At 61.9% G+C, this 20,632-nt stretch carries 12 protein-coding genes; 9 read left to right on the forward strand and 3 right to left on the reverse strand.

Annotated features, from left to right (window positions below; genetic code table 11):
• The first annotated feature begins 237 nt into the window (after positions 1-237).
• Genes GKKCFE_RS26915 through GKKCFE_RS26925 form a run of 3 tightly spaced genes read left to right on the forward strand, consistent with a single transcriptional unit; the run spans position 238 to position 5,139 of the window.
• Positions 238-1,587, forward strand: a complete 1,350-nt coding sequence (locus tag GKKCFE_RS26915; RefSeq protein WP_139048780.1) for a TolC family outer membrane protein — start codon at positions 238-240, stop codon at positions 1,585-1,587.
• Between the two features lie 38 nt (positions 1,588-1,625).
• Positions 1,626-3,782 carry a type I secretion system permease/ATPase gene (locus GKKCFE_RS26920; protein ID WP_047230444.1) on the forward strand — a complete coding sequence of 719 codons (2,157 nt, stop codon included), beginning with the start codon at positions 1,626-1,628 and terminating at the stop codon, positions 3,780-3,782.
• Entirely contained in the window at positions 3,772-5,139 is a 1,368-nt protein-coding gene (locus GKKCFE_RS26925) for an HlyD family type I secretion periplasmic adaptor subunit (RefSeq protein ID WP_047230443.1), read from the forward strand. Before GKKCFE_RS26920 ends, GKKCFE_RS26925 begins: the two co-directional genes overlap by 11 nt.
• A 162-nt stretch (positions 5,140-5,301) precedes the next feature.
• Here the strand turns inward: GKKCFE_RS26925 and GKKCFE_RS26930 are convergent, their stop codons facing one another.
• Positions 5,302-5,991 (reverse strand): NYN domain-containing protein, encoded by a 690-nt coding sequence (locus tag GKKCFE_RS26930; RefSeq protein WP_188251737.1) that lies wholly within the window; start codon positions 5,989-5,991, stop codon positions 5,302-5,304.
• A 465-nt stretch (positions 5,992-6,456) separates the two neighbouring features.
• Here GKKCFE_RS26930 and GKKCFE_RS26935 point away from each other — a divergent pair, with 465 nt between their 5' ends.
• Genes GKKCFE_RS26935 through GKKCFE_RS26950 form a run of 4 tightly spaced genes read left to right on the forward strand, consistent with a single transcriptional unit; the run spans position 6,457 to position 11,151 of the window.
• A complete protein-coding gene (locus GKKCFE_RS26935) occupies positions 6,457-7,236 on the forward strand; it encodes an efflux RND transporter periplasmic adaptor subunit (RefSeq protein ID WP_047230440.1) in 780 nt (259 codons plus the stop codon).
• Entirely contained in the window at positions 7,233-8,552 is a 1,320-nt protein-coding gene (locus GKKCFE_RS26940) for an efflux RND transporter periplasmic adaptor subunit (RefSeq protein ID WP_076383242.1), read from the forward strand. The genes GKKCFE_RS26935 and GKKCFE_RS26940 overlap by 4 nt, the downstream gene beginning before the upstream one ends.
• Position 8,553: 1 nt before the next feature.
• A complete protein-coding gene (locus GKKCFE_RS26945; RefSeq protein ID WP_047230438.1) occupies positions 8,554-10,650 on the forward strand; it encodes a biotin/lipoyl-binding protein in 2,097 nt (698 codons plus the stop codon).
• A gap of 9 nt (positions 10,651-10,659) precedes the next feature.
• The gene (locus tag GKKCFE_RS26950) at positions 10,660-11,151 is read left to right on the forward strand and encodes a GNAT family N-acetyltransferase (protein WP_047230437.1); all 492 of its coding nucleotides are present in this window, start codon (positions 10,660-10,662) and stop codon (positions 11,149-11,151) included.
• A 120-nt stretch (positions 11,152-11,271) separates the two neighbouring features.
• Here GKKCFE_RS26950 and GKKCFE_RS26955 read toward each other — a convergent pair whose 3' ends face one another.
• Together GKKCFE_RS26955 and GKKCFE_RS26960 are read right to left on the reverse strand one after the other, a co-directional pair.
• On the reverse strand, positions 11,272-11,583 hold the full coding sequence (locus tag GKKCFE_RS26955) for a DUF6916 family protein (RefSeq protein ID WP_047230436.1): 312 nt from the start codon (positions 11,581-11,583) through the stop codon (positions 11,272-11,274).
• Positions 11,584-11,629: 46 nt separating this feature from the next.
• Positions 11,630-12,217, reverse strand: coding sequence for a phage tail protein (locus tag GKKCFE_RS26960; protein WP_047230435.1), 588 nt, complete (start codon positions 12,215-12,217; stop codon positions 11,630-11,632).
• A 249-nt stretch (positions 12,218-12,466) separates the two neighbouring features.
• Between GKKCFE_RS26960 and GKKCFE_RS26965 the strand changes: the two genes are divergently transcribed.
• Positions 12,467-13,312 carry a sulfotransferase family protein gene (locus GKKCFE_RS26965; RefSeq protein ID WP_107321355.1) on the forward strand — a complete coding sequence of 282 codons (846 nt, stop codon included), beginning with the start codon at positions 12,467-12,469 and terminating at the stop codon, positions 13,310-13,312.
• A 53-nt stretch (positions 13,313-13,365) separates the two neighbouring features.
• On the forward strand, positions 13,366-20,604 hold the full coding sequence (locus GKKCFE_RS26970) for an Ig-like domain-containing protein (protein ID WP_445577317.1): 7,239 nt from the start codon (positions 13,366-13,368) through the stop codon (positions 20,602-20,604).
• Positions 20,605-20,632: the final 28 nt, after the last annotated feature.

The following is a 20,632-nucleotide window of genomic DNA, read 5'->3' on the forward strand; positions in this document are numbered from 1 at the left end:
TTTTGGCTTGTTTTTTTGATTTTTTTGTTTATGCCAAACTATTGACCTTCTGCTGGCCATCCTAAACAATCGCTTCAGTAATGTCACATTGATATTTAAGCGGCGACCTGTTCTTTCGGTGCATGATTCACTGCCTGTTTCGAACTTTCCGACATACGGTCATCCCGGTTGCCATCATCCGATGCAGCGCCACCTTTCGCTGTGATTCAAGACAAGAGTTTCGGGAATAATCCAACCATGCGTTTGCACCTGTTCAAGGCTTTACCTTTCGCCCTCGCCGCCAGTTTCGTACAAGCACAAACCTTGCCGCAGGCTATGCAACAGGCGCTGGATGTCCATCCTGAGATTCAGGCCGGTGTGAACAGCCGGCTGGCGGCGGACTACCAACTCAAGGCCGCTAAAGGCGGCTACCTGCCTAGAGTGGACCTTGCGGCGGGGTACGGTCGCGAAGGTACTGACAGTGTGACGACCCGCTCGGGCAGCAATAATCATTGGGAAACCTTGAACCGTAGCGAGTCCAGCCTGCGCCTGACGCAAATGGTTTTTGACGGTTTTGCGACGTCCAGCGAAGTGGGGCGTCAACAAGCCACCGTGAATGCCCGTGCCTATTCCTTGCTGGACGCGTCCGAGCGCACCGGATTGACCGTGGCCCAGGTTTATCTGGACGTGCTGACCCGACGCGAGTTCGTACGTCTGGCTGAGGAAAACCTCAAGAGTCACGAGCGCATCTTCGATCAAATCAAGCTGCGCACCGACCGTGGCGTGGGCAGCGGCGCCGATCTGGATCAGGCTGAGGCGCGCATGGCCCAGGCCCGCAACAACCTGATCACCGAGCAGACCAACCTGGCCGACGCCGAGACCAACTACCTCAGCGCCGTGGGCCAGATGCCCGACCAGCTGGAACGTCCCGCCGATTTTCTGGCGCTGTTGCCGGCCAACCTGAACGAAGCCCGTGCCCAGATGCTGGAGAACAGCCCGGTGTTGCGTTCCGCCGAAGCCGACATCGCGGCCGCCGAGCAACAGTACGAAGCCGCCAAGTCGAGCTTCTACCCCCGCTTCGACGCCGAGTTGGGCCGTACCGCCGACAACGATCTGGATGGTCAGAACGGTCACAACAACGAATGGCAAGCCATGCTGCGCATGCGTTTCAATCTGTACGCCGGTGGTAGCAACAAGGCGGATCTGGAGTCCAAGTCGTATCTGTCGAGCCAGGCCCTGGACATCCGCAACAACGCCCTGCGTCAACTGACTGAAGAGTTGGGCCTGGCCTGGAACGCCCTCAATAACGCCAACGCCCAGGTACCGATTGCCCAGCAGTACGTCGATCACAGCGCCAACGTACGCACCGCCTACCAGCGGCAGTTCGGTCTCGGCGAGCGGACCCTGCTCGACTTGCTCGACAGCGAAAACGAGCTGTTCAGCGCCTCCCGCCGCCTGGCGGAGATCAAGAACGTGCAGTTGTTCAGCCAATACCGAATCAAGGCAACCATGGGGCAGTTGCTCAAAAGTCAGGGGGTTGTCGCGCCGTTGGCATCCGTTGTGCAGAATGACGTCAAGCCCAGGGTCCAGTTGCCTGGGATGAATTGAGTCATCCATCCCGTTTTGATCAGCAAAGAGTGCCCAGCGTGGAATCAGAAGTCAGTCGAGCCGAACTCATCCATGATCCACGCACGCTGCACGACGACCCATTGCTGGACGGCTTGCTGGCGCTTTGCATGCTCCATCAGAAGCCGGCCAGCGCGGCGATGCTCACCACCGGCCTGCCGTTACCCAAGCAACGGCTGAGCGTCGAATTATTGTCGCGAGCGGCAGCACGTGCCGGTCTGCAAGGCCGGGTGCTGCAACGCAAGCTCGAGCAGATACCGACCATCGCCATGCCGGCCCTGCTGTTGCTCAAGGATGGTCGTAGCGCGGTGTTGCTCGGCTGGGTCGGCGATGACCAGGCGCGTCTGCTGCTCAGCGAAAGTGATGGCGGCGAAGTGACGGTCAGCCGTGAACTGCTGGCCGACGACTACAGCGGTAAAGTGTTCTTCGCTCAACCGCAACACAAATTCGACGTGAACCATGGCACGCTCATTCCTCGGGCGCGTTCGTGGTTTCGCGACACGCTCAAGCGGTCGCGCTGGCTGTACGCCGACGCCATCGCTGCCAGCTTGCTGATCAATATTATCGCCATGGCGGCGCCGCTGTTCGTGATGAACGTTTACGATCGCGTGGTACCGAACCAGGCCGAGTCCACCCTGTGGGTGCTGGCGATCGGTATTACCGGCGCCTATGTGTTCGACCTGATCCTCAAGATGTTGCGCAGCCTGTGCCTGGACCTGGCCGGCAAGAAAACCGACCTGATCATTTCGGCGACGTTGTTCGAGCGCATCGTTGGCATGGCCATGAAGTATCGCCCGGCACGGGTGGGCAGCTTTGCCCAGAACATCCATGAATTCCAAAGCCTGCGGGACTTTCTCGCCTCGCTGACCCTTACCAGCCTGATCGACCTGCCGTTCACCTTGCTGATTTTCATGGTCATCGCGATCCTCGGCGGGCATCTGGTATGGATTCCGGTGCTGGCCTTTCCGATTGCCCTGCTGATCGGCTACGCCTTGCAAAAGCCCCTGGTGGCGACCATGGAGCGAACCATGGCCCTGGGCGCCGAGCGTCAATCCAGCCTGATCGAAACCCTGGCCGGCCTGGATGCGGTGAAGGTCAACAACGCCGAGAGCGAGCGCCAGTATCAGTGGGAACAAACCATCGGCACCCTCAGCCGCCTCGAGCTGCGGGTCAAGATGCTGTCCGGCCTGGCGATGAACATCACCTTGCTGATCCAGCAGTTGGCCGGGGTGATCATGATTGTCTTCGGCGTCTATCAGATCATTGCCGGCAACCTGAGCATGGGTGGGTTGATCGCCTGCTACATGCTCAGTGGCCGCGCCCTCAGCCCGTTGGCGTCGCTGTCGGGTCTGTTGACTCGCTATCAGCAGGCGCGGGTGACCATGGTTTCGGTCGATCAGATGATGGAGCTGCCCCAGGAGCGCAACTTCGAAGAGCGCCCGTTGAGCCGTAAGGTCTTGCAAGGTGCCATTGAATGCCGTCAGTTGAATTTCACCTACCCCAACCAACAGAACGCTGCGCTGAAGAACATCAACCTGGTGATCAAGCCCGGGGAAAAAATCGGCATCATCGGTCGTAGCGGCTCGGGCAAGAGCTCCCTGGCCAAGTTGCTGGTGGGTCTGTATCAACCGGACGACGGAGCGCTGTTGGTGGATGGCGTGGACATTCGCCAGATCGACGTCAGCGAGCTGCGCTACAACATCGGTTATGTGCCGCAGGATATCCAGCTGCTGGCCGGTACCCTGCGGGACAACCTGACCTCCGGCGCCCGTTACGTCGAGGACGAACTGGTGCTCCAGGCCGCCGAACTTGCCGGTGTGCATGAGTTCGCGCGCTTGCACCCGCAAGGCTATGAACTGCAAGTTGGCGAGCGCGGGCAGAACCTGTCCGGCGGCCAGCGACAGAACGTCGCCCTGGCCCGCGCGCTGCTGCTCAACCCGCCCATCCTGCTGTTGGATGAACCCACCAGCGCCATGGACAACACCGGTGAGGAACGCTTGAAGCAGCGCCTGGCCGCCGTGGTGGAAAACAAGACCGTGCTGCTGGTGACGCATCGGGCATCCTTGCTGTCGCTGGTGGACCGCCTGTTGGTGATCGACCGTGGGCAAATCCTCGCCGACGGCCCGAAAGCCGCGGTGATGGAAGCGTTGAAGAAGGGGCAGATCAGTGTTGCTTAAGTCGGGTTTGAAAAATGCCGTGGGCCGCTATTTCAAGGGCTCGGATTCGCTGCATGGCCAGCCTCTGCCTGAGGTCAACAAAGCCCTGATCGAAGACGCTCCGCGAGTGGTGCGGCTGACGATCTGGGGGATCATCGGCTTCTTTGTCTTCCTGTTGCTGTGGGCCAACTTCGCGCAGGTCGACGAAGTGACCAAGGGCGACGGCAAGGCGATTCCGTCGTCCAAGATCCAGAAGATCCAGAACTTGGAAGGCGGGATCGTTGCCGAGCTGTTTGTCAGCGAAGGGCAGATCGTCGAGGCCGGCGCGCCGTTGATTCGCCTGGATGACACTCGGTTTGTCTCTAATGTGGGGGAGACCGAGGCTGATCGCTTGTCCATGTTGTTGCGGGTCGAGCGGCTGAGTGCCGAAGTCGATGACCGGCCGCTGAACTTCCCGGAGGACGTGCTCAAGGCGGTTCCGCGCCAGGCCGCCAGCGAAGAGTCGCTGTACATCAGCCGCCGCCAGCAACTGCACGATGAAATCGGCGGGTTGCAGGAGCAGTTGATCCAGCGTCAGCAGGAGTTGCGCGAGTTTGTTTCCAAGCAGTCGCAGTACCGCTCCGCCCTGTCGTTGCAACGCCAGGAGATCAACATGTCCGAGCCGCTGGTAGCCCAGGGCGCGGTGTCACCGGTGGAAGTGCTGCGGCTCAAGCGGGCTGAAGTCGAAACCCGTGGACAACTCGACGCCACGACACTGGCGATTCCCCGCGCTGAATCGGCGATCAAGGAAGTGCAGCGCAAGATCGATGAGACGCGCGGCAAGTTCCGCAGCGAAGCCCTGACCCAACTCAATGAGGCGCGTACCGACCTGAACAAGGCCCAGGCCACCGGCAAGGCTTTGGAGGATCGGGTAAGTCGTACACTGGTCACCTCGCCGGTTCGGGGTATCGTCAACAAGTTGCTGGTGAACACCATCGGCGGGGTCATCCAGCCCGGCAGTGACCTGGTGGAAATCGTGCCCCTGGACGACACCCTTCTGGTGGAAGCGAAAATCCGTCCCCAGGACATCGCCTTCCTGCACCCCGGCCAGGACGCCACGGTGAAATTCACCGCGTACGACTACACCATTTACGGTGGGCTGAAAGCCAAGCTGGAGCAGATCGGCGCCGACACCATCACCGACGAAGACAAGAAAACCACTTACTACATCATCAAGCTGCGCACCGAGCGCAGTCATCTGGGTACCCCTGAAAAACCCCTGTTGATCATCCCGGGCATGGTGGCCTCGGTGGACATCATCACCGGCAAGAAAACCGTACTCAGTTACCTGCTCAAACCCATCATCAAGGCCCGGGCCGAGGCGTTGCACGAGCGGTAGTGTTTGAGCGGGCCTCCTCGTCACAATTGCTGAGTTGTCTGGGCTGACGTCGTCGCGAGCAGGCTCGCTCCCACAGGGTGACTGGCTGTGTCGCGATAGTGCTTTGCCACGGTAGGACTAGAGGTATCGGAGCTGGGCGTCGGTATATCCGGCTGCAGGGGTTTACCAGTAATCCGGTTTGATAGCGGGGGCTTTGTGGGTGGGTACTCGGGTGGGGAACTGGTGGGATTGGAGTTCCTCGCAGGTGACAACGCGGCGTGTCCAGTGGGCGTGCTGCTTTAGCGAACCTGGAGACGGGCGATTCAGCTCGGCTCTGTGGGGAAGAATGACGCCGACGGTTATTTCAGGAAAGTCTTCTCGTACGGCTCTCAAGGCCGGCGTCATGTCGGTGTCGCTGGATACAAGCACCAACTGCTCCAACCGTTCATGATGCTTCAGTTTCGTTTGCTTGGCAGCGGTTCGATACATGCTGATTGCCATGTGAACGTCCGTTTCTTTCTCCTCCAGCTTCCAGATGTCGACTTTGTCGTTGCGAGACGCTTTCGTCTTTCTATCAATAAAGCGAGGGGCCTTGGCAGGTTCAAGTTGATGGTGACCGTAATGGACACAGATATGGGTGCTCTTCAGGGCGCGAATATAAGTGTCTTGCGCTTCTTTTGATGCTTGACCCCGGGTGGCCAATGACGGTTTGACCGAGGAGGTGAAGTAATCAACCGAGGAAGTGGTGCTCTGCGGATTTTCGATATGCGCGATATGCGACAACAGACTTCGCAGATCCAGCCACTTGTAAGGTGTGTCCGCGAGCAGCCCATAGAACAGGTTGTAGCCATCTACAAAAAATGCGGTTCGCACAAGCCCAATCCCCAGAAACGAAAAAACCGGCCTAAGCCGGTTTTTTCACCCCAACGGCCAGAAAATTGAATCTCTGCGTACGGGGTTGAGTAAAGCCATCCTAAGTTGAGCGTGACATGGCGTCAACTGCTGTTTGGTTTACCTTTTTTCACCGGCAGATCAGTGTTGAGCGTATGCGCGGTGGGAGGTCAAACTCATTCTTTGTTTGATCTGTCAGCGTTTGTTACGAAATTGAGGGCTCCTGCGGAGAATACGAGAGATCCATCACCGAAAGCCGTTTTGTATGAGTGGAAGCTCTCAAGATTCTGTGGGATTTGATACCGACTCATCCCAGCAAAAACCGAGCGCTTTTTGATCTCCTCTTTGGTCTTTTTGAAACAAGAGATTGCTTCCTCCTCCCTGCTACTCCCTTGACGCCCCCCACCGCTGTCGTAGACTCCGCCCATCCGTCAGGGAGTAACGGTTATGCGGCGTTCAGGTAGTTGGGTTTGGGGGTTGGTCTTTGTAACGTGCTGGGTGCAGGCGCAGACGCCTGTTTCCGATGATCCGCTGCTCGAGAGCGGCGTCAGGGCCAGTGCACCGAGCGGCAATGAGGCGCGTGGCGTGCTTCGGGCACGGGATCAGGCGGTGCTTGCCAGTGAGTTGGCTGGACGAATTGTCGAGTTGCCGTTCAGTGAGGGGGAGTCGTTCAAGCAGGGCGATACCCTGGCGCGTTTCGATTGTTCAGCGTACCAGGCTCAGCTCAATGCAGCTCGGGCCGCGAGCCGTGGTGCCAGTGAAGAACTGGCCCATAACAAGCAATTGGCGGCGTTGAAATCGGTCGGGCGTTTCGAAGTGGCACGCGCCGAGGCCAGGCTCAGCGAAGCGCAGGCGCAGTCCCAGGTTTATCAGGTCCAGGTCAAGCGCTGCAGCGTGATCGCGCCGTTCGATGGACAGGTGGTGGCGCGCGAGGTCCAGCGCTATGAAAGCGTGGCCGCCGGCGCGCCGTTGCTGGACGTGGTGGACAACCGCACCCTGGAAATCCATCTGCTGGTGCCTTCGCGCTGGATGGGCAGGCTCAAGCCGGGCCAGTCCTTCACCTTTGTCCCCGATGAAACCGGCCAGCCGCTGCAAGCGACGGTCAAACGCCTTGGCGCGCGCATCGACGAGGGCAGCCAGACTTTGCTGCTGGTGGCGACGCTGCCTGACGCCAAGGGGCTGTTGTCCGGCATGAGCGGTACGGCGCGTTTCGCGGAGTTCAAGTGAACGCGCCGATCACGGGCAGCGCCGAACAGGTATTTGCCCGATTCCTCGACCTGGAGCGCCAGACGCGGGCTGCGCGTACCCCGGCGCAACTGAGTTACAGCCTGGTCAACGATGGTCAGGCCCTGTTCGGGTTCCGCCATGCCGCGCTGTTGATCGCCGGCAAGGTCCAGGCGGTGACCGGCGTCAGTGCCGTGGATCCGAACGCACCGTTCGTGGCGTTTGTCGAGCAGGCGGTGGCGCAGCTATTCAAAAAAGGCTTGCTGAACCAGGCCCGGGTAATTGCCGCCGATGGGGTGAGCGACTCCATTCAGGCGGACTGGCGAAGCCTGTCGGCGGGGCAGGTATTCTGGCTGCCGTTGATCGATCATCAGGGGCAGGTGTTCGGCGGTTTGTGGCTGGCCCGTGACCTGCCATGGCCCCCCTCTGAACAAGTGCTGCTGTCGCAACTGGGCGACACCTATAGCCACGCCTGGTTGGCGCTGCAACCGCGCAAACCGTGGCGCTTGCGCTGGACCCGCAAGCGTCAGGTCGCCTTGGTGGCGGTGCTGCTGTTGGGCTTGCTGGTTCCTGTCCGACAGTCGGTATTGGCCCCGGCCGAAGTGGTGCCGCTGGGCGGGCAGGTGGTGGCGGCACCTTTGGACGGGGTGATCGCCCAATTCCTGGTCAAACCCAACCAGAGCGTCAAGAGCGGCGACTTGCTGTTGCGCTTCGAAAGCACCAGTCTCAAGGCCCAGGCCGATGTGGCCGAGCGCGTGTTGGGCGTGGCCGAGGCGGAACTCAAGGCTAACGCTCAGCGCGCGTTTGCCGATGCCGAGTCGAGCTCGAAGATTGATCTGTTGGCCGCTCGCGTCGAGCAGAAACGCGCCGAACGCGACTATGCAATCGAGTTGCTCAAGCGCAGTGAAGTGCGCGCCGAACGGGACGGTATTGCGGTATTTGCCGATGCAGAGCGTTGGCTCGGCAAGCCGGTGCAGACGGGGGAGCGGTTGATGGAAATCGCCGACCCGAACCAGGCCGAATTGCGTATTGAGCTGGCGGTGGGCGACGCGATTGACCTGGCCCCCGGTGCCCAGGTGGCGTTGTTCCTCGACAGCGACCCGTTGCAGCGACACCTGGCCAGGCTCGAACGTTCGGCCTACGAGGCGCAACCCACAGCTGCCGGGCAACTGGCGTATCGCCTGGACGCGCGTTTCGATGACGCGGCGCCGCGCATCGGCCTGCGGGGCACGGCGAAAATTTTCGGCGATCGCGCCCCGCTGGCGCTGTACCTGTTGCGTCGACCACTGGCCGGCTTGCGCCAGAGCGTGGGTCTGTAGCATGGGACTGCCGAGCCTGCGGCCAGACCTGCAATTGTCCCCTGCCGCCCCGGACCCGGACGGCTCCCCTCAATGGACCCTGGCCGATCCGGTACGCGGGCGCTATTTCAAGCTTGGCGCGGCGGCGATGCGCATGCTGCGGCACTGGTCCCTTGGTGAGCCGGAACAGGTGCTGCAAGCCGCGAACCGTGAGCCGGGCCTTCCGCTCAATAATGAATCGCTGGAGCAATTGCTGGGCTTTTTGCGAGGTCACGATCTGATCAGCGCCATGGACCCGCAACAGCGCGACAGCTATCAGTTCAAGACGGCCGCCCAGCGTCAGAGCCTGTGGCAGATCCTGCTGCACCAGTATCTGTTTTTTCGCATTCCGTTGTGGCGCCCGGATGCTTTTCTCAACCGCGCCTGGCCTTTTCTCGCGCGGTACGGGCCCGCCATCCTGCGGTATGGCATGCCGCTGACCCTGGGCGTGGGTATTTTTCTGGTGTCGCGGGACTGGCAGCGCTTCGTGGCGACGTTTCCGCACCTGTTCAGCCTGGGTGGCGCGCTGGCATTCGCGGTGGCGTTGTTCTTCGCCAAGTTGTGCCACGAGTTCGGTCATGCCTTCATGGCCAAGCGCGCCGGTTGCCGTGTGCAGAGCATGGGCGTGGCATTCATGGTGCTGTTGCCGATGTTCTATACCGACGTCAGCGACGCCTGGCGGGTCAATGATCGTCGTGCCCGGCTGCTGATCGGCGCCGGCGGTGTACTGGCCGAATTGCTGCTGGCGTGCATCGCGTTGCTGGCCTGGTCGCTGTTGCCCGACGGACCGGCCCGCACTGCCGCGTTCATGTTGGCCAGCGCCACCTGGATCACCACGTTGATCATCAACCTGAACCCCTTCATGCGCTTCGACGGTTATTTTCTTCTCAGTGATTTCTGGGCAGTGGATAACCTCCAGGGGCGAGCGTTTGCGTTGTGCCGCTGGCGTTTGCGTGAAGCCTTGTTCGGTTATGGCGCGCCGGCTCCGGAACCCTGGACGCCGACAATGCGTCGTCGCTTGCTGGTGTGGGGATACGGCGCCTGGTTATGGCGCGCGGCGTTGTTTTTGGGTATTGCCCTGGCGGTCTATCACCTGTTCTTCAAGGTGCTGGGCATTTTCCTGATGCTGGTGGAATTGGTGTGGTTCATTTTTATGCCCATCGTGAACGAATGGCGGCAGTGGTGGAGCCGGCGCGAGCAGGCCCATGGTCCGCGAGTGCTGCTCAGTGGCCTGGTGTTACTGGCGTTGGCGTTGGCGCTGCTGTTGCCCTGGCGCAGCGCCGTCGAGGTACCGGTCATGCTTGAGGCCGGTCGCGCCAGTGCCTTGCATGCGCCGGTGGCGGCACGGATCAAACAGGTGAATGTGCATGACGGCCAGACCGTGGCCCAGGGCGATGTGTTGATCGAGCTGGAGTCACCGGACATGGCTTCGCGCCTGGCGATTGTGCGGCGGGAAATCGAGATCCAGCAGTTACAGATGCGTCGCCAGGCCGGCCGCAGCGAAACCGCCGCCGATGCCGGTATCGTCGAACAACAACTGGCCGAAGCGGTGGCCGAATACCGGGGCCTGGTCGCCCAGCGTGAGCGCCTGCTGTTACGCGCGCCCCATGCCGGACAGGTGCGTGATCTGTTACCACAGTTGTCGGTGGGGCGCTGGTTGTCGCCCACACAGCCGCTGGCGCGGGTGGTACAGGCCGACTCCCGCTTACGCGGCTACCTGACCGAAGCCGAGCTTTGGCGGGTCGAACCCGGGGCCACGGGGCGTTTCATTGCTGACGATCCAATGCACCCCTCGATTGCCGTGCAATTGAACGAGATCGATACCAATGGCGTGGCCTGGGTCGAGCAACAGGCGTTGACGTCCGATCACCACGGGCCGATCGCGGTACGGCGTGACTCGCAGCAACGGGCGGAGCCGGTGCAGGCGCAATATGGCGTGCGTTTGAGTGCTGTTGATAACACGCCTGCGCCGGCGCAACCGCTGCGTGGCGTAGTGGTGTTGCAGGGGCACGGTGAGTCGGTGTTGGGAGCGACCTGGCGTCGGCTGGCGGCGCTGGGTGTCAGGGAAAGCGGGTTTTAAGGAGCGAGCATGAATTCAGTGGCGGCGGAGGGGTTGGTGGTACGGCCATCGCAGGTCAGCGATGGGCCGTTTCTGCAGAGTCTTTACCAGACGGCGCGAGCGGATCTGCAATGGATCGACGGCGAGCACGAGCAAGTACAGCAGGTGATCGCACAGCAGTTCCAGGTGCAGGAGCAAGGGCTTGGGGATAACTTCCCCAACGCCATGCATTACGTCGTGGAAAAGCTCGGCACCGCCATTGGCGCCTTGAGCACTGATTTTGGCCCCAATGAAATCCGTGTGCTGTACCTGGCGTTCATCCCCCAGGCGCGCGGGCAAGGTTACGGTCGGGCCGTGCTGCAAGGGGTACAAAAAGCCGCACAACAGATCCGCTGCCCGGTGGCGACCGTGGTCTGGAGCAGTAACCCGCACGCACGCCAGCATTACCTGGCATTGGGCTTTGAAGTGCAGGAGCGCAACCCGGCGGCGGAGCGGCTGGTTTGGTATCCGAAGGGGAACTGAGCTGCTTCTGGCTCGTGTGGGAGCGAGCCTGCTCGCGATAGCGGTGGGTCAGTTTGAAGTGATGTTGGCTATGCCACCGTCATCGCGAGCAGGCTCGCTCCCACAAGGGATCATCAGTCTTCAGTTAAACGCAATGTAGAAATACCCCAGCGCCGGATCCCGTCCCATGGGCGGTATCCGCGACACAAACACCCCTTCGAGTCTTCCCAGTTCTGGCACCTCCAGGCCACAGGGCCCGTCCACGAAGTCCGTGTTCTGCAGGCTGTTGAACTCCACGCTGAACGGCATGCGCTCAGCGTTCGGCATCTTCGCCCGAGGTGCTTGCTCGAGGGTTTCGAACCGCACGGGCAGGGTACTTCCATCGGGTAGGGTCAGGTTGCTGACCTGGCCCAGCAGCGGCTGGAAATGACGGCTTTGGACTTGCAGCAGCATCTCGGCGCTCCAAAAGGCCGGAGGACCGCAGCCCCCCGGCGGGTGATCAGTTACGGGAGGGGAAAAAGCCTTGCAGGGCGATGCTGAAGTTGATCGCCAGGAACGGGTTCATGATCGCCATCGGTGTACTGCTTCCCGCTGGGGACACCGTGCCGCTGATGGTGGTGGTCACGCCTTGCAGCGCTACCGGTGAAGCGCCGAGCTGGTCGGAATAGATATTCGCTGCGCCCGGTCCGGTGCCCGAGGTGCCGATGAACGAGTTGGTGGCCGTTGGAGTATTCACCGGATTGCTGGCCGGGTTCGCCAGCTGCAAAGCGGTCGCGGCGGTAGCCCCTGTGAGGGCGTGAGTGTGCGCGGGCAGGTTGGCCTGCGTCGCGGTGACGTTTTCGGTGCCGGAGATTTCGCCGATGACACGCGGCGTCAGGCCCAAACCGTTGCCCATGCCCATGGGCAGGCGACCCTGCAGGTTGGGGAGCATGAAGGTGGTCTGGCCGTTGCCCCCGTACGTCACGCCGATCAGGGCGAATAAGGTTTGGTACTGGGAAAGGGCAAGCGTCTGCCCGTTGCACAGGGCCCAATCTCTGGGCGCGAAGTTGAAGGCGAACGACTGGATAGTGCCGATGAATACTTCCATAGAATCCTCATCCATCAGGTTATTGGTATGGCGACTCGTCACGCACGGCTGAGCGTAGACCGAGATATTTCATTCTGCTGGGCTGGAAGGGAGGAAAAATGTTGTCCAGTGGCTTAATCGATTCAGGTTCGCATGGCGCCTATACCGTCCATCTTTTTTACAGATCTGGCTGGGTTTGATATCAAAGTAGTACTAGTCGCGGATTATTTCCTCAGCTACGCTTTGCGCTACAAATGGAATACAAACAAGGTGAAGGGATTGCCGCAGTTTCACTTTATCTCCGGTTTACCGCGCTCGGGCTCGACCCTGCTTTCTGCCATTTTGCTGCAGAACCCGCGCTTTCATGCCGGCATGACCAGCCCCGTCGGTTCGCTGTTCAGCAGCGTCCTGCAGCAATGCAGCGCCGGCAGTGAGTTTGGCTCGGTGATCGACACCGACCTGCGCCGTCGCCTGTTGCGCGGGCTGTTCGACTCCTACTACGCCGACAAGGCCGACAAACCCGTCATCTTCGATACAAATCGCCAGTGGTGCGCCCGCTTGCCTGCGTTGCAGGACCTGTTCCCCCAGGCCAAGACCATCGCCTGCGTGCGCAACGTCGCCTGGGTGCTGGACAGCCTGGAGCGGCTTTACCGCGCCAATCCGTTCGAGAACACCAAGCTGTTCAATGACGATGACGAGCGCAACACCGTCTACAGCCGCTGCGAAACCCTGGCCCAGCGCAACCGCCTGGTTGGCTTTGCCTGGACAGCGCTCAAAGAGGCGTATTACGGCGAAAACGCCGAGTCCATGTTGATCGTCGACTACGACCTGTTGAGCCAGGCCCCGGAGCGGGTGATGCGCCTGGTGTACGAGTTCATCGGTGAGCCCTGGTTCGAACACGACTTCAATCACTTGACCTACGACGCACCGGCCTTCGACCAGGCCTTGGGCGTTGCCGGCCTGCACAAGGTCAAGCCCAAGGTCGCGCCGCAAGCCCGGCGGACCTTGTTGCCGCCGGATCTGTTTGAAAAGTATGCCGAGTTGTCGTTCTGGCGCGATGGGTCCGCCAGCGCTGCCAATGTCATTCGTATGAAAACCGACGCCGCGGTCAACTGATTCGCGGTTTTTTTCATTTGCGTGTTTAAAAAGTTCGAGTCCAGGTGAACGTCATGTGGTGGAGCAAAGGCAAATCGCGGGTAACCGAGGGCGCACAGGCCCTGGCATCGCCAATGATCATGTCCCTGGAGCCGCGAATGCTGTTCGACGGCGCGGTGGCGGCGACCGTGGCCGATGCCGCACAGGCGGACGCCCAACCCACTGCAGACGCGGCCAAGACGCCTGCGGCTGACCAGGCTTCAGACAGCCACGCGCCTCAAGGCCAGACCGATGCCACCCAGGCCGCTGTGCCCGGCAAGGCCGTGGTGTTTGTCGATTCCCGGGTCAAAGACTCGGCCAGCCTGCTCGAAGGCGTCGCGCCCGGTACCCAGGTGGTGCAACTGGATGCCACCAAGGACGGCCTGCAACAGATCGCCGATTACCTGGACACCCACCAAGGCATCAGCTCGGTGCAGATCATCGCCCACGGCAACGCCGGCGATCTCTGGTTGGGCAGCAGCTACCTGTCGGCGGACAACGTTGAGGCCCGCAGCGAGGTGCTGGCGCAGATCGGCCAGGACATGAACGCCGGTGGCGATATTCTGATCTATGGCTGCTACACCGCTGAAGGTGACCGTGGCCTGAGCCTGGTCAATTCACTGGCGCAGTTGACCGGCCGCGACGTGGCGGCGTCCATCGATCGCACGGGCCTTGGCGGCGACTGGGACCTGGAAATCGCCACCGGCAACATCGAAAGTGCCAACGTGCTCTCGGCCACTGCCATGAGCGAGTACCAATGGGGCCTGGCCACCTGGACCGCTACCAACAACCTCAATTCCGGTATTGGTTCTCTGCGCGCCGCTTTGGATTCTGCGCAGAATGGTGACATTGTTACGTTCAATACCGGCATGACTGTCGCATTGACCCAGGTGCTGGTGGTCGACAGCAACGTCACCATCGATGGCGATCTCAACAATGACAACGTGGCCGACGTCACCCTCGACGGGCAGTACCGCACCCAGATTATCAACGTGACGGCCGGCACCACGGCGACCCTCGATGGTCTGGTGATTACTCGCGGTATGGTGGCGGGTAACGGCGGTAATGGCGGCGACGATGCGCTGGTGTCAAAGGGCGGCGGGATCTATAACGCCGGCACCCTGACCCTGAGGAACGTCACCGTCACCGCGAACGCCGCTTCGGGTGGCGGCGGCGGTGGTGGTGTCACGCCGCAATACGCCGGCGGCGGTGGCGGCGGCGGTGGCGCGATCACTGGCGGTACCGGTGGCAAGGGCGGCGATACCCTCAACGCCACTGGCTCCAACGGCTCGGCCGGCCAGGGCGGCGCCGGGGGTGGCTTCTTCAACATGGGCGGGCGTGGTGGTTCCTCCACCGGCGGGGCTGGCGGTTCCGCGTATCCGGGCTACAGCACGGGCTCCGCAGGCGGTACAGCCGTCAGCGGTGGGCTATCCATCGGTGGCGGTGGCGGTGGCGACGGCTATAACGATATTGGCGGCGCCGGTGGCGGAGCGGTCGGTGGTATCTACAACGACACCGGCGCGACCCTGCGAATCATCGGCAACTCGGTCATTTCCAACAACGTCGGCGCGGGCGGCGGCGGTGGTGGCGGTGGCGCTGGCGGTGGTTACAACCACACGGGCGGTGCCGGCGGCGTCGGTGTCGGGGCCATCTGGAACAAAGGCTCGATCCTGATTACCGCCGCCAACTTCGCCGCCCTGGCCGGCAACGTCGGTGGCAGCGGCGTGGGTGGGACCAGTGCCGGCACCGCGGGTGTTTCGCCGGCGTCGGTGGCCAACGTCTACGGCGATGGCGGCACCATCAACACCAACTATGTGCCGGACGAGACGCCGCCCACTGCGACCGTCGTGGTGGCCAATACCAACCTGAACTCCGGTGGCACGTCGCTGGTGACCATCACCTTCTCCGAAGCTGTCACCGGCCTCACTGCGGCCGACCTGACGGTGCAGAACGGCACCATCGGCACCTTGACCAGCGGCGACGGTGGCATCACCTGGACCGGCACCCTGACCGCGGCCAGCAACATCGCCGACACCACCAACATCATCACCCTGAACAACACCGGGGTTGCCGACCTGGCCGGCAATGCCGGCGTGGGCACCACCGACTCGAACAACTACGTGGTCAACGACACCGTGGCGCCCACGGCGTCCATCGTGGTCAGCGATACTGCCCTTCGGGTCGGTGAAACCTCGTTGGTGACCATCACTTTCTCCGAAGCGGTCAGTGGTTTTACCGCAGCGGACCTGACGGTGGCCAACGGCTCGATCAGCGGCCTGAGCTCCAGCGACGGTGGCATCACCTGGACGGCCACCTTCACACCGGACGCTGCGATCACCGACACTTCCAATCTCATTGTCCTGAATAACACCGGCGTGGCGGACCTCAATGGCAACGCCGGCGTGGGGACGACCAACTCCAACAACTACGCTATCGACACCCTGCGCCCGACAGCGACCATCGTGGTCAGCGACACCGCCCTCAGGGTCGGTGAAACATCGGTGGTAACCATCACCTTCAACGAGGCGGTGAGCGGTTTTACCACCGCTGACCTGACGGTGGCCAACGGCTCGGTTACCGGGTTGAGCAGCAGCGACGGCGGTATCACCTGGACCGGGACACTGACCCCGAGCGCCAGCATCAGCGACACCACCAACCTGATCACGCTGAACAATACCGGCGTTGCCGATCTGTCCGGGAACGTTGGCACCGGCACCACCGATTCGAACAACTATGCAATCGACACGCTGCGTCCCACCGCCACCATCGTGGTGGCCGATACCGCGCTGAATGTCGGCGAAACATCGCTGGTGACGATCACTTTCAGCGAAGCTGTAACGGGCTTTACCCTGGCCGACCTGACCGTCGCCAACGGTTCACTGAGCGGCCTGAGCAGCAGTGACGGCGGCATCACCTGGACCGCGACGCTCACCCCGAGCGCCAGCATCAGCGACGCCACCAATCTGATCATCCTGGCCAATACCGGTGTGGCGGATGCGGCCGGTAACACCGGCAGCGGCACCACCAGCTCCAACAACTACGCAGTCGACACCCAGCGACCCACCGCTAGCATCGTTGTGGCCGACACCGCGCTGAGCGTTGGCGAAACATCCCTGGTGACCATCACCTTCAACGAAGCGGTAACAGGCTTTACCGCCGCCGACCTGACGGTCGCCAACGGTACGATCACCGGCCTGAGCAGTGGCGACGGCGGCATCACCTGGACCGGCACGTTGACACCAAGCGCCAGCGTCAGCGACACCAGCAACCTCATCACCCTGGATAACACTGGTGTGGCGGATGCGGCGGGCAACGTCGGTACGGGCACCACTGATTCGAACAACTACGCCATCGACACCGCGCGTCCGACCGCCACCATCGTGGTCGCCGACTCGACCCTTGGCGTCGGCGAGACCTCGGTGGTGACAATTACCTTCAGCGAGGCGGTGACCGGTTTCACCCTGGCCGACCTTACCGTTGCCAACGGCAGCCTGAGCGGGCTGAGCACCAGCGATAACATCACCTACACCGCGACTTTCACGCCGAGCGTGGGCGTCAGCGATAGCACCAACCTGGTCACGCTCAATAACACGGGCGTGGTGGACGGCGCGGGCAACACCGGCAGCGGCACCACCGATTCGAACAACTACGCCGTCGACACCCTGCGTCCGACCGCCACCATCGTGGTCGCCGATACGGCGCTGAGCGTCGGCGAAACCTCGCTGGTGACCATTACCTTCAGCGAGGCGGTCAGCGGGTTCGACAATTCGGACCTGAGCGTCGCCAACGGTACGTTGAGCGCGGTCAGCAGCAGCGACGGTGGCCTCACCTGGACCGCCACCTTCACCCCGGCCCTCGGCGTCACCGACACCTCCAACGTCATCACCCTGAACAACACCGGGGTCAGTGACGCGGCGGGCAACTCCGGCACCGGCACTACCAACTCCAACAATTACCAGGTCGACACCAACGTACCGACGGCGACCATCGTGATTGCCGATACCACCCTGAGCATCGGCGAGACGTCATTGGTCACCGTGACCTTCAACTCGGCGGTCAGCGGGTTCGACAATTCGGACCTGACCGTCAGCAACGGCACGCTCAGCACCATGAGCAGTACCGACGGCGGCGTCACCTGGACGGCCACCTTCACGCCGAGTGCCAGTATTTCCGACACCAGCAACGTGATCACGTTGGACAATACCGGCCTGATCAATGGCGCGGGCAACGCCGGTGTCGGTACTACCGACTCCAACAACTACACCGTCGACACGGTGCGCCCAACGGCGACTATCGTCGTGGCCGACACCGCCATTGCCGCCGGCGAGACCTCGCTGGTAACCATCACCTTCAGCGAGGCGGTGACCGCGTTCACCAGTGCCGACCTGACGGTTGCCAACGGCGTGATTTCCGGCCTGAGCAGCAGCGACGGCGGCATCACCTGGACCGCGACCTTCACGCCGACCGCTGGCGTCACCGACACCAGCAACGTCATTTCGCTCAACAGCGGTGGCATCGTTGACTTGGCGGGCAACGTCAACGTTGGCGCCACCGACTCCAACAACTACGCGCTGGACACCGAACGTCCAAGCGCAACGATCGTGCTGGCCGATTCCAGCCTCAGTGTTGGCGAAACCTCGTTGGTGACCATCACCTTCAGCGAGGCGGTGACCGGTTTCACCAACGCTGACCTGAGTGTTGCCAACGGCACCCTGAGCGCCGTCAGCAGCAGCGACGGCGGCCTGACCTGGACCGCGGTCTTCACCCCGACCCTCGGCGTGCGGGATACGTCCAACCTGATCATCCTGGACAACACCGGTGTGAGTGACGCGGCGGGCAACAGCGGAACCGGCACGACCAACTCGGCCAACTACGCCATCGACACGCAGGTGCCGACGGCAACCATCGTGGTGGCCGATACGTCCTTGAGCATCGGTGAAACCAGCCAGGTGACCATCACCTTCAACGAGGCGGTGAGCGGTTTCGATAACAGCGACCTGACCGTCAGCAACGGCACGTTGAGCAACGTGAGCAGTACCGACGGTGGCGTTACCTGGACGGCCACGTTCACGCCGAGCGCGAGCATTACCGATACCAGCAACCTGATTACCCTGGACAATACCGGCGTCATCAACGTTTCAGGCAACGCCGGCGTCGGCACCACCGATTCGAACAACTATGCCATCGACACCGTGCGCCCAACGGCGACCATCGTCGTGGCCGACACCGCCATTGCCGCCGGCGAGACTTCGCTGGTGACCATCACCTTCAGCGAGGCCGTGACCGGCTTCACCGACGCCGACCTGACCGTTGCCAACGGTACGCTCAGCGGGTTGAGCAGCAGCGACGGCGGCATCACCTGGACCGCGACCTTTACGCCTGCCGCTGGCATCACCGACACCAGCAATGTCATCACCCTTGCCAACGGCGGCGTCGCCGATTTGGCGGGTAACGCCGGCAGCGGCACGACCGATTCCAATAACTACAGCATCGACAGCCAGCGTCCGACCGCCACCATTGTGCTGAGCGATTCGGTGTTGAAACCGGGTGAAACCGCGCAGGTGACCATCACCTTCAGCGAGGCGGTGACCGGCTTCAGCAACGCGGACCTGAGCGTTGCCAACGGCACCTTGAGTGCTGTCAGCAGCAACGATGGCGGCCTGACCTGGACCGCGACTTTCACGCCGACCCTGGGTGTGACTGACGCCACCAACCTGATCAGCCTGGACAACACCGGGGTCAGCGATGCGGCCGGCAACACCGGGACGGGCTCCACCGATTCGGCCAACTACGCGGTCGAGACACGGGTTCCTACGGCCACGATTGTGGTGGCCGACAGTGCGCTGCGGATAGGGGAAACCTCGCAGGTCACTATTACGTTCTCGGAAGCGGTGAGCGGTTTCGACAACAGCGACTTGACCATCAGCAACGGCACGCTGAGCAACGTTTCTTCTTCCGACGGCGGCGTTACCTGGACGGCCACGTTCACCCCGACGACCAACATCAACGACACCAGCAACCTGATCAGCCTGGACACCAGCGGTGTGGTCAACGCCTCGGGTAACAGCGGTGTCGGCATGGTGGACTCCAACAACTACGCCATCGACACGGTTCGCCCCGGCGCCACCATCACAGTGGGCGACACCAGCCTGGGCATTGGCCAGAGCACCACCGTGACCATCAGTTTCACCGAGGCGGTGTCCGGTTTTGACTTGTCGGATCTCAGTGTTGCCAATGGTGTGTTGTCCAACCTCGCCAGCAATGACGGCGGCCTGACCTGGACAGCGACCCTGACGCCTACCGCGGGCGTCAACGATGCCACCAACCTGATCCTGCTCGACGCCAGCAATGTGCAGGACCTGGCCGGCAACGCCGGCGTGGGCATCGCCATTTCCAGCAACTACGCACTCGACGCCACCCGGCCGACGGCAACCATCGTGGTCGCCGACCCGAACCTGACGGTGGGTGAGACGACCCAGGTGACGTTCACCTTCAGCGAACCGGTGACTGATTTCGATCTGTCAGACCTCAGCGTCACCAACGGTGAACTGACCAACCTGACCACCAGCGACGGCGGCCTGACCTGGACGGCAACGTTCACGCCTACGGTGAACCTCACGGACCCGAGCAATTTCATCGCCCTGGACACCAGTAACGTCAGCGACCTGACGGGCAACGCCGGGGCAAGCGTGGCAGTGTCCAACAACTACGCCATCGACACCGTGGTGCCCAACGATGTGAAGCCACCGCCGGAGTTCCTGACGTCCGACCCTGTCACGGTCGTGCCGCCTTCCGAGGTGCCGTTGCAGCCGATTGTCTTTACGCCGCCAACCGGTGACCTCGGCTCGCCGCTGGGCTTTCCACCGCTGTTTGAACAACGCGACGTGGGCGGCGGCATTCGGCCGATTGGCGACATCTTCATCAACCGTGGCGCATTGGCGCCGAGCTATATCGCCCAGGTATTCAGCTCCGATGCTGCGGGCGATGGCTCCGGCCAGGGCTTCCTGGGCTTCGGTGGTGGCGATGGCGGGGTGTTCGGCAGCAGCACGATCGCCGGTCTGTTCAGCCAGGATGCCGGTTCCGATGGTGAATCGCTGGACGCCTTCGACAGCCAGTCGATGCAGGGCGGTGATGTGTCCCAAGGGGTACGCGGGGTGTTCGGCGCACCGACTCTGGGTCAGCAACTGCAACAACTCAAAGACACCGAGCAGCGTCAGGTCGACAGCCTGGCAATGGCATTGCAACAGGTCGGCATGAGCCAGGCGCAGGCCTGAACAACTAAAAAAATTGGGGCAGCCAGGG

It is taken from the genome of Pseudomonas sp. E141, assembly GCF_052659885.1.

Coding starts and splice junctions, on each gene's coding strand:
- GKKCFE_RS26915 (WP_139048780.1), top strand. CDS start 238: ATGCGTTTGCACCTGTTCAAGGCTTTACCTTTCGCCCTCGCCGCCAGT.
- GKKCFE_RS26935 (WP_047230440.1), top strand. CDS start 6,457: ATGCGGCGTTCAGGTAGTTGGGTTTGGGGGTTGGTCTTTGTAACGTGC.
- GKKCFE_RS26945 (WP_047230438.1), top strand. CDS start 8,554: ATGGGACTGCCGAGCCTGCGGCCAGACCTGCAATTGTCCCCTGCCGCC.
- GKKCFE_RS26950 (WP_047230437.1), top strand. CDS start 10,660: ATGAATTCAGTGGCGGCGGAGGGGTTGGTGGTACGGCCATCGCAGGTC.
- GKKCFE_RS26955 (WP_047230436.1), bottom strand. CDS start 11,583: ATGCTGCTGCAAGTCCAAAGCCGTCATTTCCAGCCGCTGCTGGGCCAG.
- GKKCFE_RS26960 (WP_047230435.1), bottom strand. CDS start 12,217: ATGGAAGTATTCATCGGCACTATCCAGTCGTTCGCCTTCAACTTCGCG.
- GKKCFE_RS26970 (WP_445577317.1), top strand. CDS start 13,366: ATGTGGTGGAGCAAAGGCAAATCGCGGGTAACCGAGGGCGCACAGGCC.